This is a genomic window from Paenibacillus senegalensis JC66 (assembly GCF_000285515.1).
GTDB lineage: Bacteria > Bacillota > Bacilli > Paenibacillales > NBRC-103111 > Paenibacillus_L > Paenibacillus_L senegalensis.
Genome location: NZ_HE610958.1, coordinates 317,231 through 329,569, shown reverse-complemented (window position 1 = coordinate 329,569; position 12,339 = coordinate 317,231). Strand labels below are relative to the sequence as shown.

The following is a 12,339-nucleotide window of genomic DNA, read 5'->3' as shown; positions in this document are numbered from 1 at the left end:
GTTATTCGTATATATATGTTGAAAGAAAGGTAACCTTCGGGATAAAGGGTGAAAGGATTCCGGCCAGCGCTTTCTGAAGGAAATCGGCTTCCGAAGCATTAACTGTGAAGCGGTCGCCTTTGTTCCATGATTGGCGTAGGAGGTGGTTAAGTGAAGCAGTTTGTGAATAAAATGAAGCTGGGTGCGGCGGAAGCGGCAAAAATGGCCCAGCAGGCAATGGAAATTACCCGCATAAAGTCTCATATTTCTTCAAAGGAAAAAGAAGTCGACAGATACTTTGAAGCGATCGGCGAAAAGGTGTTCGAAGCTTATGTAGATAACAAGCTGGAACGATCGGAGTCCTTCATTGCAGAGGCCAGTCAGCAGATCGTAAGACTTCGCCGGGAGATCAGCGAATTGGAAGAACGGATTAAGCAGGTGAAGCAGGTCAAGAGCTGTCCTTGCGGTCGAAACGTGCCGCTGGAAGCCAATTATTGTCCGGCCTGCGGGCACTATTTCGAGTCCCGGCCTCCAGTTAAAGTTATTTGCGGCCGTTGCGAAACCTTCAACGAGGAAAACTCCTTGTATTGTTACAATTGTGGTGATTACTTAATGCCATTAAGTCTGGAGGACCCGAAAAAACCCGGGCAATCCTCATCTTCAGATGAACAAGGGGAAAAGCGTTAATTGTAACGCCAGATAGCAACCAGCTCTCTTCATTAGCCGTGCAGAAGAGAGTTTTTTTATGCCGCCAGGATAGCAGCTGGATGCTTGTGCAGCAAGCGAATAATCTGCTCGCAAATAACTTTTTTATAGCCTGGGCGGTTGACTATACCGAAATGGGCAGCAGCACATAGGTTACTGTATAAAAATGTATGTTAAACCTTAAGGAGGAAGTCTGATGCTTTATCCTCATGGATATTATCCGCTTGTCTCGGAATTCCCGGATCAGCAATGGATTCCGCTGGAGGATGGGAATTTTTTGCAGACCGCTGCTTCATGGAAGGATCAGGCGGTAGAGTTTCAAGCGGCACCAAGAATGCCCCAGCTGTATGGGCAAAACCCGAATGATTTGCGTTTTTTTGAAGGGAAGTGGGGAATATTCACGATTAATGGACAACGGGTAGCAGCCTATGTAGACAATATTGATACAGCCTCTATGTCAGCAAGGGTGTACTACGCGAATAATCAACCAGGAATCATTGATATCACGATGATTTCGCTGGCAGAGGGCCCGTTTGCGGCCAGACCCGAACCTGGCCCTGGTTTCGCTTCTGTTCCCTGGTCTCCTAGTCCCGGCCCTGGCCCCTGGTCCTCCGGACCCGGAGCAAGCCACGGTCAATGTCGCTGGATGTGGATTCCGGTAGTTGGATGGCAGTATATTTGCCTGCAGCCTTAGCCTTGATAACAGAACACCTCAGGTCACGCGTGGCGCTTCTTTAATCTTGTTGAAGGACATCACTTTTAGCTTGAGGAAAGAACGACTATAACCATTCTTTCACTTGAGAGAATAAACGAAAAATGAGTAAATTAAGATGCCGGCAATATTGAAAGAAAGGAGCGTGATCGTTTTGATTACAAACAGTGAGGTGGTCTTCGCCTAAGGCGAAGATTGTTAAGAACGGGGCCTTCGGGCCCCGTCCTATAAGATTACGGATATAAAAAGCTGCGGATTCAAATTAACACTTGCTTATTCGCTAGGATTGCATATATAATTGGGTTTACCAATAAACATTAATAAATAACATTAATTAGGTGAAGGGAGTAGATCAGCATGATTCAGATCGCACATCTATACACAGGAAGTTCAACTAAATAAATAAAGTTGGCATAACCATCACCTGATTATCACATACATCGAGGATTATACTTACCGCGGGCAGGCACGATGAGGTTATCGTGTTTTTTTTATTCCCTTTTTTAGGTTTAAGCGTGAATCCATTTCATAAATCGTATCCATCTCTGAATGGTTCAATATATAGAATCACTTGAATCAAGTGAGTCCATATATCGCTAATTCAACGCTCGGTTAAGGAATTATGAAGTGAATTCGTGTTACATACATTTTGAAAGGAGGTGCTTGAGATGAAAGCGACTAATCCAAGAATGACAGATCATATTTACGGAAAAGAAAAGATCGAGGAGGTTTTCATCCATGAGCTACAAAAACGGGAGGGATATTCTTCCGCCTAGTTTATTGAAGCAGCTGCAGGAGTATATACAAGGGGAAATTGTATACATTCCTAAAAGAGAACAGAAACGTGCAGGATGGGGAGAAAATAACGGAGCGCGTTTACTGATTGAACGAAGAAACAAAGAAATTTACCGGAAATACATGAATGGATCAAAAATTATAGAGCTGATTCAGGCCTACCATCTTTCCGAAGACAGCATCCGGAAGATTATCGGTAAAAGCCGGGAAAAAGCTAAAGCTACACGATAGATTAGGCGGCTGATTCTTACAGAGTCAGCCGCCTAATTCGTTGACTTCCCCCCAAAGGCTTCAAGGTGAAATATACGTGGTATTCAATCTATGAATTTTTTTTCATAGAATGGAGGCGGCTCCCCAAGCTCAGCGTTCGCGGTATGCATATACTGAAGCAATACTGATAAAGGGGGGAGTTCTATGAAAGAGCACGATTCCATGTGGACTATGCAGATGCTGATCTGGCTGTATTGGTCTTATTGGAAAGAGAGAAGATAGGGCAGGAGCTGCTTGTTCCTTTATTGGACAAGCAGCACTGGAATTTCAGATCATGGTTTCATTAAGCTGGAATTATGCCGGCAGTGGATATTCTTGGGGAAATTCAGTATCCTTAAGAGATAGATATCAGTCCGGTATTTGCAAGAATCATTTTATGCCCAATACCCGGTGAAGAAAGGAATAATACCATGAGCTCTAATCCGTCGTTCCGTGCGATTATTTTTGATATGGACAATACGCTTATTCAGTCCACTATTGATTTTGTGTGGATGAAGAGAGCGGCACTTTCTTTTTTGCAAGATCGTCGTCTATTGCCGGAAGGATACTCTGCGGAGCATAAAACAACTGCTCAAGTCATCGAGGATGCCCGCAAAACGTCCGCGGGAGCTGAAGAATGGATGCCTCTCATTTGGGAAGTTTTAGCTGAGGTAGAACGGGAGGGGATGAAAGACGCCGGTCCCGAGCCCGGGGCTGACAAGATTTTGGAGCAGCTGCATGGCAGATACCCGCTGGTAGTGCTCACTAATAATGCTTATCAGGCAGCGATAACGGCTCTGGAACATACCGGAATGATTGCTTACCTTGATCATGTCGTAGGCCGGGATCAGATTCCGAAGCTAAAGCCTTCTTGTTCAGGCGTCAGATACATACACGGGCTGTATCCGGATATTGAACCCGCCGAGTGGCTGTCTATCGGGGATTCATGGATAGACGGAAGGGCGGCTATACGCGCAGGCTCTCGATTTTTAGCCTATCGTGGGGATAGAAGTAAATTTGCTAGGGAAAAGGTAGAGCCTATCGGGTGGATTGACCAGTTGGAGGACATTATTCAATATTTGTAACGGTTCCGCTCACACAGGAAGGAGGACGACGAGATGAAGAAATATTTTACCGTCGAGGAAGCCCATGCGATTCTCCCCATAATCCGTGAGGAAGTCGGTCAGCTGCAGGCGATTAAACGGGCTTTTGAAAAGCGCTATGAAGAATTGTCCTTACTCAAGCAAAAGCTGGCTACGCCCGTAAAAGAACGCGATGACAGACTTTTCGAGAGAGAATTCGAACTAGAGTTCATGCAGATAGAAGCGCAGACGATTGTAAACAGCATTGCCCAGAAGGGAGCGGAATTAAAAAGCGTAGAAGCCGGGCTGGTGGATTTCCCTGCACTTAAAGATGGACAGGAGATTCTGCTCTGCTGGAAGATGGGAGAGGAACGAATTACCCATTACCACGGTCCGGAGGAAGGTTTTATAGGACGCAAGCCGCTTGATGGCGAAGTGAAGTGAGCAAGCCATCCTGAAAGCAATGGTCAGCTCAAGGATAATGGTCCCCCCCTTGTAAAAAGCGGTCTCCAAGCATGTTTCGTGTCTAGAAACCGCAATTCCAACCGAAAACCGGGGAGGGATTATAAGGGAGGCGCCCTATTTCATCCCAAGCTTATGCCTCTTCCCATGCTTGCGGATGGCCTTCGCCTACCCACTGTGCAGCGGCTGCATTGGATTCAACTTGCTCCACACTTTTACAGCCGGGAATAACACTGGTGACCGCATCATGCTTTAAGCTCCAGGCGAGAGCCCATTGGGCCATATCCATTCCTTGTGGAACCTCGTTTAACCGGATTTCCTCCACCTGTTTAAGCTTGTCTAAAGCAGCTTCTTTGTCATGATTATGCCGCACATCATTTGCCGCAAATACGGCCCCGGGCTTATATTTTCCGCTTAAATAGCCGCTGGCTAATGGAACACGGGCCAGAACGCCCAAATGTTGCTCTATGCAGGACGGAAACACTTTGTCCTCAGGCTTCCGGTCCAAACGGTTATAGATCACCTGTATGACTTCAGAATGAACGCGGGAAGACTGTTCAGTCTGATAAAGATTATCATTTTTGCCGATAGAGGTTCCCAGATGGCGAATTTTCCCCGCTTGCACCTGCTTGTCCAGCATTGTCCAAAGCTCATCATTATCGAAAGCTTCGTTGCTGCCGGAATGAAACTGATACAAGTCGATGTAATCCGTTTGCAGCGCTTTGAGCGAGGCATCCAGCTGCTCCAGCACATCCGAAGCGGAATAACGATCCGTACGAGTCAAATGGCTGTGAAATTGATGGCCAAATTTAGTCGCAACAAACCAATCCTCACGACGGTCCTGCTTGAGATAGCCTCCGATTAACCGCTCGGACAAGTGATCTCCATAACACTCGGCTGTATCAATGAGGTTAATGCCCAGCTCCTTGCCGCGTCCCAGAATCCGGTTCACCTCGTCCTGGGAGAACGATTTTCCCCACTCCCCGCCAAATTGCCATGTGCCAATGCCGATGACGGACACTTTACGACCGGTCTTTCCCAGCCTCCGGTATTTCATTGTCATTCTATTGCCTCCTCGGGTAGCATAGTTACCTTTAGTATGACCTTGAAGGCTCTGTTGATCCGTTTCCCCTGTTACAGAGCCTTATTAGTGGATTTCCATCTTTTTTTCCATCGTTTGATGGATGTCGGATGAATAAATATGAATAAACACCCGGTAAGTTCCCGAATCTTGAAAGGTCTCGTCTGCAGTGTAAACATGATCGGAAAGCTTGCTTGTTTTCAAAAATTTCCCCCTTGCAGAGCCTTCCTTGCGGACTTCAAAATCGATTCGGATGTCTTGTGCTGCAGAAGCTTCAAGCTCTACCTTCAGCTGTGTCTGCTGCTCGGCAATGGGCGGATCGGGATCGCTGGAAAGCGTGACCTGATCCTCTTCAAAGACGATCCCCTCCTGAAACGGGGTGGATACGGTTCCGCAGGCTGTTAGCCATATCAACAGGATGCAGCACAAAAACAAAGATGGTATTGTTGTAAATTTGGGGTTTCTCACGTTGGATAAGCCTCCTTTTATTCCTTTGCAGGTATGCTCTGACTAAGCAGCTCGGAAAAGGCGCCATTTAATCCTCTGGATGGATATTCCTGCATTAGTTCACGCAAACCGGCTGACCTTAAAACATGACCGTCCGCCATGAATACGACCTGATCAGCAACCTTCTCGGCAATATGCAGCTGATGCGTAGAGAACACAACGGTATGGCCAGCCTTTTTCAATTCGAGCAGCAGATCAATAAAGGCGTCCATCCAATATGGGTCCAGCCCATTGGTAGGCTCATCAAGTATTAGCAGCGGAGGCTTAGCCAACAGGGCTTGGGCAAACAGCAGACGCTGGCGCATTCCTTTGGAGTAGGCCGATGCAGGCTTATGCCTGACCTCCGTCAACCCTACCTGTTCCAGCAGCTGCAGCACACGTTCGTTGTTAACGCCTTTGAGCTGGGCATAGAAGGCTAGCAGCTCAAGTGCGGACAACGGCTGGTGGAAGTGGAAATCGTCCGGCATGTAACCGATGCATTCCGCATATTCCTTGCGCTTCTTCCTATGCTCCAGACCATTGACCGTAAGCTTGCCGGTGGTCGGCTGGATAATTCCTGCGATCATCCGCAGCAAGGTGCTTTTGCCGGCCCCGTTCCCGCCGCACAGGGCCACAATATTGCCGGCAGAGACCTGTAAGCTTAGAGGCTGAACAATGATTTTGTTATCGATCGACTTCGATACCTGGTCCAAAACAACTATAGGTGATTTATGCACGATATCGCCTGCTTTCCCATTCGGAAATTGCCAGTCCGAGACAAGCCGCTATCCATATTAAACAGACAGCAAGAAATAGCGGTATGCCGCTGGGCTGCTTAACCCACTGGACCCACTGATAATACTCCGGTCCCAGAATGGAGCCGCCTCCCATCTGAATAATCGTAAAGAGGCGTACGAGTTCCGCCGGATTCAGGAAGGTGAGCAATACAAGCAGCGGCTTGATCCATAAGTAAGGCAGGAAACCAAGAATCGTAACCAGAATCGTGGGCCAGGCAAGCACCAGAAAAAACCATATCCCGACACCATAAGTGAGCGCCTGCCAACGGTTGGCTGTAAAGGTGCCGATCACTAGAGCGATAGCCAGAAAAAGCAGGATTAGCAGGGCGGCAAAAATAAAAACAAGGCAAAGGTGAGCGGGGTGAACGCCTTGCCAACGACAACACCAAGCACGCCGGAAAGTCCAAAGCCGAAGCTGATGATCACAAGCAGCACAACAGCAAGCCCGACGTATTTGCCGAGCAGGTAAGCGGATGTGTTTAACGGGTAGGTTGCCAGCAGCTGCCAGCCTCCCTCTTCTTTCTCGGACGTCAAGGAAAAGGAACCAAGAAGAAGTGTCATTAGAGGCAATAGGTACAAAATGAGATTGAGCATTCCCGCAGTCGTGCTCGTATAGCCGCTGATTTGGTTTTGCGATTGGATAAGCAGCAGGGCCAGGCTAAACAAAGCAAATAAAACGAGAAACGAATAAGCCCAGGGATTACGAAAGCCCAGCTTAATTTCTCTTGTGGCTATAGTAAGCCAGTGCATGGCATCACTTCCTCAAAGGTGAAATGGCGTTATGGGTGCTGGAATCGAATTAGTGACTCCCGCTCTGCCCGTTGGAGCTGCCATGTTCCGGGTTCTTTCCATGGCCTTCCCCATCCTTTTCGTGTTCCTCGCCGTGGCCCTCGTGTTCATGATCATCGCCATGACCATCGCCATCATGGTGGCCTTCTCCGTGATGGTCACCATGATGATCGCCATGATGCCCTTCCCAGGTATGATGATCCAGATCGGCAGCCGACATCAACTGGCCCTTGGCCTGTTCACTAATAAATTTTTCGGCCTCAGCCTGTTCTTTGAATGAATAAATGCCGTAGGCCATCGGTGTAGTGAAGCTTTCATCATATACATAATAAGCGTCAGACAATTTAATCCATTCTAAGCTGTGATAATCACGGACGTATTGTTCTCCGATGGTGTCGGTGCCGTTCTGCGCCTTCCATTCATACAGGCATCCCAAGTCATCAAAAGTAAGGGCGCGCCCTTCTTTAGTAATAATCTGCGTAGCATGACGGTCATTAGCCACCTGCATGTTGCATATTTCGCAAGTATGGACCGCCTCATTAATTTCTATCGGACTGTACTTGTTTTGTCCGCATGCCGCCAAGACGAACAGCAATACACTTAATGCGCCTAGCTTGATCCATTTGTTCATTGTTTCCTTACCCCCATAGTATAAATAATGAGCAGGCTTACCAGCAGCAGCAGTGAAGCCATAATGGCTGTCCATATGCCGCCGGCATTACCCTCCTGAATATAAAACCGCGGCTTCATCAGAGGTGCTGTATCCACCATTTGCTGTTGAACTGCAGGTGGAAACATATTCTGTAAAAAGATAATGCCGGGTGATTGAAAAAAAAGCTGGTAAGCCGGTACCGGTCTGGTTAGATTTAGAAAGAAGGGATCGGTTTTATAGGGCAGACTGCTTACTCCCTGGCCGCTTAAATCAATGCCCTGCAGATCATCCCAGAAGTTGCTGTGCACCTCGTTATTGTCGCTGGTCATACTTTGCGCCTGCGTCACATTGGAAATGAAATGATTGCCGGTAAGATTGTTTTCCTGAGATAGCAGCATTTCCACACCGATGAAGTTGCGGGCAATCCAATTGCTGCTCACGGTGCTGTCTTTCACCTGTTCGATATAAATGCCCGTGCGGTTGCCGTCAATTTGATTTTGCTCAATAAGCGACTCGGTTACATCATAGAGCAAAATACCTTGTGAATTGACATTTTCACTCTGGTCCGTAAAGGCGTTCTCACTGACCTCTATCCGGTCGGAGCTCATAATCATCGCACCGGTGATGTTGTATTGGCCAATATTAGTTCGCAGCTCGGAATCGGCGGAGAACATGAGATGATAGCCATAACGTGAAAATTCGGCGTAGTTGCTTTCTACAGTATTATGCGTGCTGTTCTCTATATAAATGGCGTCATGCATAGTTGAGATGCGGCTGCCGGCAATCCGGTTATAATTGGATTCCAATAGATCTATTCCGTTGCCTTTATCTGAGTAGGTAGAGGGAATATTGTTGCCAGCCAGCGAATGACGAATATCAAGATCATCGAGAAGGTTGTGGTCGGCCCCACGCAAATAAATGCCGCTGCCCTTGGTGACAATGTCGAGGCCAAGCAGACGGTTGTAATTGCCTGTCACTTGAACCGCAGGCTGCAGCCTGTCCGCGGGCTCGTGTACAATATGTATCCCCGATAAGGTTATATGGTCGCCGGCAAGCTCAATAACAGGCTGATCCCCGGAGCTTCTTATCAGGACTTTGCCATTGCCGCTCAGCTCTAGTGATTTGGAAATCGTAACCGGTCCGCTGTACTCACCTTCCGGCAAAATCAGCATGTCTCCTTCCTCAGCAGCGTCAATCCATGATTGAAGATTGGCATTTGCCGAAGCGGCGGCTGTCCTTTGGGAAGAATAACCTTGAAAGCCTTTGAAGCCGGATAAGGCCGCCAAGCCGGTTGTCCCCCCGGCAGCAATAATGGCTATGGCTAACAGGAGCCGGCAGAATCGACTTAACAAAACCATCTGATATCACCTCCATAGTGAGGTCGCAGTCGCTTTTTCTTATTTTTCTCTGCCCCGTTAGCTGGATACACGAATTCATAATTCCATCGTTTTTCCTTTTTGTGGATTATTCTATCAGTCTATTCTATCACTATGAGTTTATTACAAAAATATAAAGCTTAGAATGGCCAGTTGGGGCTATTGTATGGCGCAAATGTGTCAATGTTGTTACCATAATGTTGAGAGATAAAGCTGCAGCAATAAAAATAGGTGTACGATAACGCTGACACAAGATAGGCACGGTTTAGTCTGGCAGCCTTTAACGGCTATCCGGAAACAACGAAGAAGGAATCAAGTTAAGCATAAGATGAAGGGAGCGGAAATCGTGAGGCAGTCGACAATGCTGTTAAACACTTTAAGGGATGTCCCCGCTGATGCAGAAGCAGCCAGCCATCAGCTGATGCTTAGGGCGGGATTAATCAAACCGCTGGCATCCGGGGTATATACCTTCCTTCCGCTGGGTATACGGGCCTTGAGGAAGCTGGAAGGAATCGTTCGCGAGGAAATGAACCGGGCCGGTGCCCAGGAAATGCTGATGCCGGCTATGCAGCCAGCGGAGCTATGGGAACAATCCGGACGATGGGACGTGTATGGGCCGGAGCTGATGAGGCTGACTGACCGAGGCGGAAGAGCCTTTGCTTTGGGACCGACTCATGAAGAAGTCATAACCAGCCTGCTTGCCAGTGAAGTGACCTCTTACAAACAGCTTCCGGTTACGGTTTACCAGATTCAAACCAAGTATCGCGACGAGAGACGCCCCAGGTTCGGAGTGCTGCGTTCCCGTGAATTTGTGATGAAGGACGGATACTCCTTCGATCGGGATCAGGAAGGGCTGGATCGGAATTATCAGGCCATGTATAACGCATACCACACTATATTAAATCGCTGCGCTCTGAACTTCAGAGCCGTAGAGGCTGATTCGGGAGCAATCGGTGGAACCGGTACTCATGAATTTATGGTGCTTGCCGATATTGGCGAGGACACGATCGCCTATTGCCCGCAATGTGACTATGCTGCGAATGTGGAGAAGGCGGAAGCAGCCGGCAACCGGGCAGCGGCACAAGGCGATGCGCAGCTCAATGGAATGACGGCTGATGTTCGGGCAGATGCGGATTCGGTAGTTAACCTGGACATGACGATGGTTTCAACTCCGGGAATGAAAACGGTGGAAGAAGTAAGCCGGTATTTGGAAGTCGCCCCTTCACAAATAGCAAAAACGATAGCCTGCCGGGCTGACGGGCAAATTGTGCTTGCACTTGTTAGGGGAGATCATCAGCTGAATGAAATCAAGCTGAAAAATTTGCTTGGCGCAGAAGTTATCGAGCTGTTGGATGAAGCAGGTGTAAGGCAGGAATTAGGCTCGGTTCCCGGCTTTCTCGGTCCATCTGGGCTGAAGCAGACCTTTCCATTATTCGTCGATCAGAGCTTAAGAAACGCAGCCAGCTTAGTCATTGGAGCCAACCAAGAGGATGCCCATTATTTGCATGCCCGATTGGGAAGAGATATTGCGGCTGAGGAGTTTTATGACCTAAGAATGGTCCAGCCTGGCGATGGTTGTCCCCGCTGTGCAGAGGCTTTGCAATTTACCAAGGGGATAGAGGTCGGTCATGTTTTCAAGCTGGGGACCAAGTATAGCGAGCAGTTAAATGCCACCTATGTAGATGAAAATGGACGCGAGCAGCTGATGATCATGGGCTGCTATGGTATTGGCGTATCACGCCTGCTGGCGGCTATTATTGAGCAGCATCATGACGAACGCGGGATTGCATGGCCGGTGGTTGTTGCCCCTTTTCATGTTCATCTGCTGCAATTGAATGCCAAAGACGAGCAGCAATCGGCGGTGGCCGAGGAACTCTACACAGCCCTGATGAAGAAGGGCGTAGAAGTATTGTGGGACGACCGGAAGGAGCGGGCTGGAGTCAAGTTCAATGACGCCGATTTATTAGGCATGCCGATACGCATAACGGTAGGAAAACGGGCCGGCGAGCGAGTTGTCGAATGTACGATCCGGAAAAGTGGTGAAACCGCTGAAGTGCTGGTTGATCAGTTGGAAAACTGGGTTCAGAAGGTAATCGGCTTAGGCGGATAAGATTCAAGAGCTAGCAAAGACCGGCTGCTCGCCGGAGAAAAAGAGGCGCCGTTCCTGATGGCTGAAGCCAGCAGACAAAGTGCTGAGGGCTTTGTCTGCCGGTGTTATTGAAATCCCGCCGAATGGATCTTCTTTTCACAAAGAAAACGTTCTACGCCGGGATAAAGCTCTCCCAGGCTGGTAATCGAGAAGCCGCAGGTTCTGTAAAACTCCATACTGTCTTGATCGGTCTGCGCTTGAATAGAAGCCAGCTTGTGCTTTTCGATCACTTCATCAATCATCTTCCGGCCAATGCCCCGGGTACGTAAATGATCATCAACGGCAATATGAAGAATGGTCGCTGCAGGGCTTTCGCTAGTTGCTTCTTTTCTGACGCTGATGCCTATAATGGCCTGCGGCACGCCATCCTCAAGCAGGGCATAGAAAAACCGGCAAGACTCGGAAATGTAAAGATCAATGATTTTGGATATTTTTTTGTCATCCGCCATATATAAGCATTGTTCAATCAGCCTGCGGACAGCCGGGGTAAATTCTTCCGCTCGTTTCAGCAGTTTCATGCTGGATTCCTCCGTTTGTGTTAAGTCCCTATCATGTTAGGGGTCCTTGTAAAAGGTATTATGGCCCGCTCTATAGACCATACTACAGATCAAGTCCCTTGGATAGGGCACGGTCAAAAAGCTGGGTACTAGCTATTGTTCCATAAAACAACCGTTTCGATAACAACATACCCTGAAGAAACTTGACCGACTCGCATATTTTGTATGCTATGCTAAGATTTTTTTTGCGGGAGGACAACAACACCTGGAATGAAGTCGTTGCCGGCCAAGACTGCTGCAGGGTATTGATATTGGGCTTGTGCCAAGCTGGTCAGGCCTTGCGTTCCCCCTATAATTTGCATATAATGACTTTTATACGTTAGATTTGCTGGTGTATAGTTCTGAAAAGCTATGATGGAGACAAGTAAGCAGTGCTTCTTTACAGGGAGAGGATGCCGGAGATTGAGAGCATCCTTACAGAACCAGGCTGCTGAAATTCACTCCGGAGCTGTCCCTTGAACCGGCCGC

General features: G+C 48.1%; 15 protein-coding genes and 1 other annotated feature (1 of these 16 running past the window's edge). Of the genes, 7 read left to right on the top strand and 8 right to left on the bottom strand.

The genetic code is table 11. The annotated features are described in order from the left end of the window. Positions 1-150: 150 nt before the first annotated feature. The 6 genes from PSHG_RS29290 to PSHG_RS09985 all read left to right on the top strand — a co-directional run bounded on the left by PSHG_RS29290 (position 151) and on the right by PSHG_RS09985 (position 3,966). Positions 151-666: a zinc ribbon domain-containing protein gene (locus PSHG_RS29290; protein ID WP_010272443.1), complete on the top strand. Its 516-nt coding sequence runs from the start codon at positions 151-153 to the stop codon at positions 664-666. A 214-nt stretch (positions 667-880) separates the two neighbouring features. Next, positions 881-1,378, top strand: coding sequence for a hypothetical protein (locus PSHG_RS10005; protein WP_010272440.1), 498 nt, complete (start codon positions 881-883; stop codon positions 1,376-1,378). Between the two features lie 756 nt (positions 1,379-2,134). Next, positions 2,135-2,422: a CD3324 family protein gene (locus PSHG_RS10000; RefSeq protein ID WP_010272437.1), complete on the top strand. Its 288-nt coding sequence runs from the start codon at positions 2,135-2,137 to the stop codon at positions 2,420-2,422. 203 nt (positions 2,423-2,625) lie between these two features. After that, positions 2,626-2,748 carry a hypothetical protein gene (locus tag PSHG_RS31695; RefSeq protein WP_262362323.1) on the top strand — a complete coding sequence of 41 codons (123 nt, stop codon included), beginning with the start codon at positions 2,626-2,628 and terminating at the stop codon, positions 2,746-2,748. A gap of 123 nt (positions 2,749-2,871) precedes the next feature. Next, complete coding sequence (locus tag PSHG_RS09990; protein WP_010272436.1) at positions 2,872-3,525, top strand: HAD family hydrolase; 654 nt, start codon at positions 2,872-2,874, stop codon at positions 3,523-3,525. Between the two features lie 33 nt (positions 3,526-3,558). Beyond that, positions 3,559-3,966 (top strand): DUF2203 domain-containing protein, encoded by a 408-nt coding sequence (locus PSHG_RS09985; RefSeq protein WP_010272433.1) that lies wholly within the window; start codon positions 3,559-3,561, stop codon positions 3,964-3,966. A 151-nt stretch (positions 3,967-4,117) separates the two neighbouring features. Here PSHG_RS09985 and PSHG_RS09980 read toward each other — a convergent pair whose 3' ends face one another. The 7 genes from PSHG_RS09980 to PSHG_RS09955 form a co-directional block, all read right to left on the bottom strand. Next, positions 4,118-5,041: an aldo/keto reductase gene (locus PSHG_RS09980; RefSeq protein ID WP_026021292.1), complete on the bottom strand. Its 924-nt coding sequence runs from the start codon at positions 5,039-5,041 to the stop codon at positions 4,118-4,120. A 90-nt stretch (positions 5,042-5,131) separates the two neighbouring features. Further along, positions 5,132-5,533, bottom strand: a complete 402-nt coding sequence (locus tag PSHG_RS09975) for a hypothetical protein (protein ID WP_010272430.1) — start codon at positions 5,531-5,533, stop codon at positions 5,132-5,134. A 17-nt stretch (positions 5,534-5,550) separates the two neighbouring features. Then, positions 5,551-6,288, bottom strand: coding sequence for a heme ABC exporter ATP-binding protein CcmA (gene ccmA / locus PSHG_RS09970; protein WP_010272428.1), 738 nt, complete (start codon positions 6,286-6,288; stop codon positions 5,551-5,553). Continuing rightward, a complete protein-coding gene (locus PSHG_RS31845) occupies positions 6,281-6,640 on the bottom strand; it encodes a hypothetical protein (protein ID WP_316244827.1) in 360 nt (119 codons plus the stop codon). Before PSHG_RS31845 ends, ccmA begins: the two co-directional genes overlap by 8 nt. A gap of 26 nt (positions 6,641-6,666) precedes the next feature. Beyond that, complete coding sequence (locus PSHG_RS31840) at positions 6,667-7,098, bottom strand: ABC transporter permease (protein ID WP_316244826.1); 432 nt, start codon at positions 7,096-7,098, stop codon at positions 6,667-6,669. A gap of 49 nt (positions 7,099-7,147) precedes the next feature. Continuing rightward, positions 7,148-7,768, bottom strand: a complete 621-nt coding sequence (locus PSHG_RS27175) for a nitrous oxide reductase accessory protein NosL (RefSeq protein ID WP_010272427.1) — start codon at positions 7,766-7,768, stop codon at positions 7,148-7,150. Then, entirely contained in the window at positions 7,765-9,147 is a 1,383-nt protein-coding gene (locus PSHG_RS09955; protein ID WP_010272426.1) for a right-handed parallel beta-helix repeat-containing protein, read from the bottom strand. Before PSHG_RS09955 ends, PSHG_RS27175 begins: the two co-directional genes overlap by 4 nt. 364 nt (positions 9,148-9,511) lie before the next feature. Between PSHG_RS09955 and PSHG_RS09950 the strand changes: the two genes are divergently transcribed. Beyond that, entirely contained in the window at positions 9,512-11,275 is a 1,764-nt protein-coding gene (locus PSHG_RS09950) for a proline--tRNA ligase (RefSeq protein WP_026021290.1), read from the top strand. A gap of 104 nt (positions 11,276-11,379) precedes the next feature. On the opposite strand, the gene PSHG_RS09945 is transcribed toward PSHG_RS09950, so the two are convergent. After that, positions 11,380-11,832, bottom strand: a complete 453-nt coding sequence (locus PSHG_RS09945) for a GNAT family N-acetyltransferase (RefSeq protein WP_010272422.1) — start codon at positions 11,830-11,832, stop codon at positions 11,380-11,382. 381 nt (positions 11,833-12,213) lie between these two features. Further along, positions 12,214-12,339 (top strand) — a binding site (T-box leader); it runs 168 nt beyond the window's last position.

What these genes read in the sequence shown, in the direction of transcription:
- PSHG_RS10005 (WP_010272440.1), top strand. Translation starts at nt 881, where the DNA reads ATGCTTTATCCTCATGGATATTATCCGCTTGTCTCGGAATTCCCGGAT.
- PSHG_RS10000 (WP_010272437.1), top strand. Translation starts at nt 2,135, where the DNA reads ATGAGCTACAAAAACGGGAGGGATATTCTTCCGCCTAGTTTATTGAAG.
- PSHG_RS09990 (WP_010272436.1), top strand. Translation starts at nt 2,872, where the DNA reads ATGAGCTCTAATCCGTCGTTCCGTGCGATTATTTTTGATATGGACAAT.
- PSHG_RS09985 (WP_010272433.1), top strand. Translation starts at nt 3,559, where the DNA reads ATGAAGAAATATTTTACCGTCGAGGAAGCCCATGCGATTCTCCCCATA.
- PSHG_RS09980 (WP_026021292.1), bottom strand. Translation starts at nt 5,041, where the DNA reads ATGAAATACCGGAGGCTGGGAAAGACCGGTCGTAAAGTGTCCGTCATC.
- PSHG_RS31840 (WP_316244826.1), bottom strand. Translation starts at nt 7,098, where the DNA reads ATGCACTGGCTTACTATAGCCACAAGAGAAATTAAGCTGGGCTTTCGT.
- PSHG_RS27175 (WP_010272427.1), bottom strand. Translation starts at nt 7,768, where the DNA reads ATGAACAAATGGATCAAGCTAGGCGCATTAAGTGTATTGCTGTTCGTC.
- PSHG_RS09955 (WP_010272426.1), bottom strand. Translation starts at nt 9,147, where the DNA reads ATGGTTTTGTTAAGTCGATTCTGCCGGCTCCTGTTAGCCATAGCCATT.
- PSHG_RS09945 (WP_010272422.1), bottom strand. Translation starts at nt 11,832, where the DNA reads ATGAAACTGCTGAAACGAGCGGAAGAATTTACCCCGGCTGTCCGCAGG.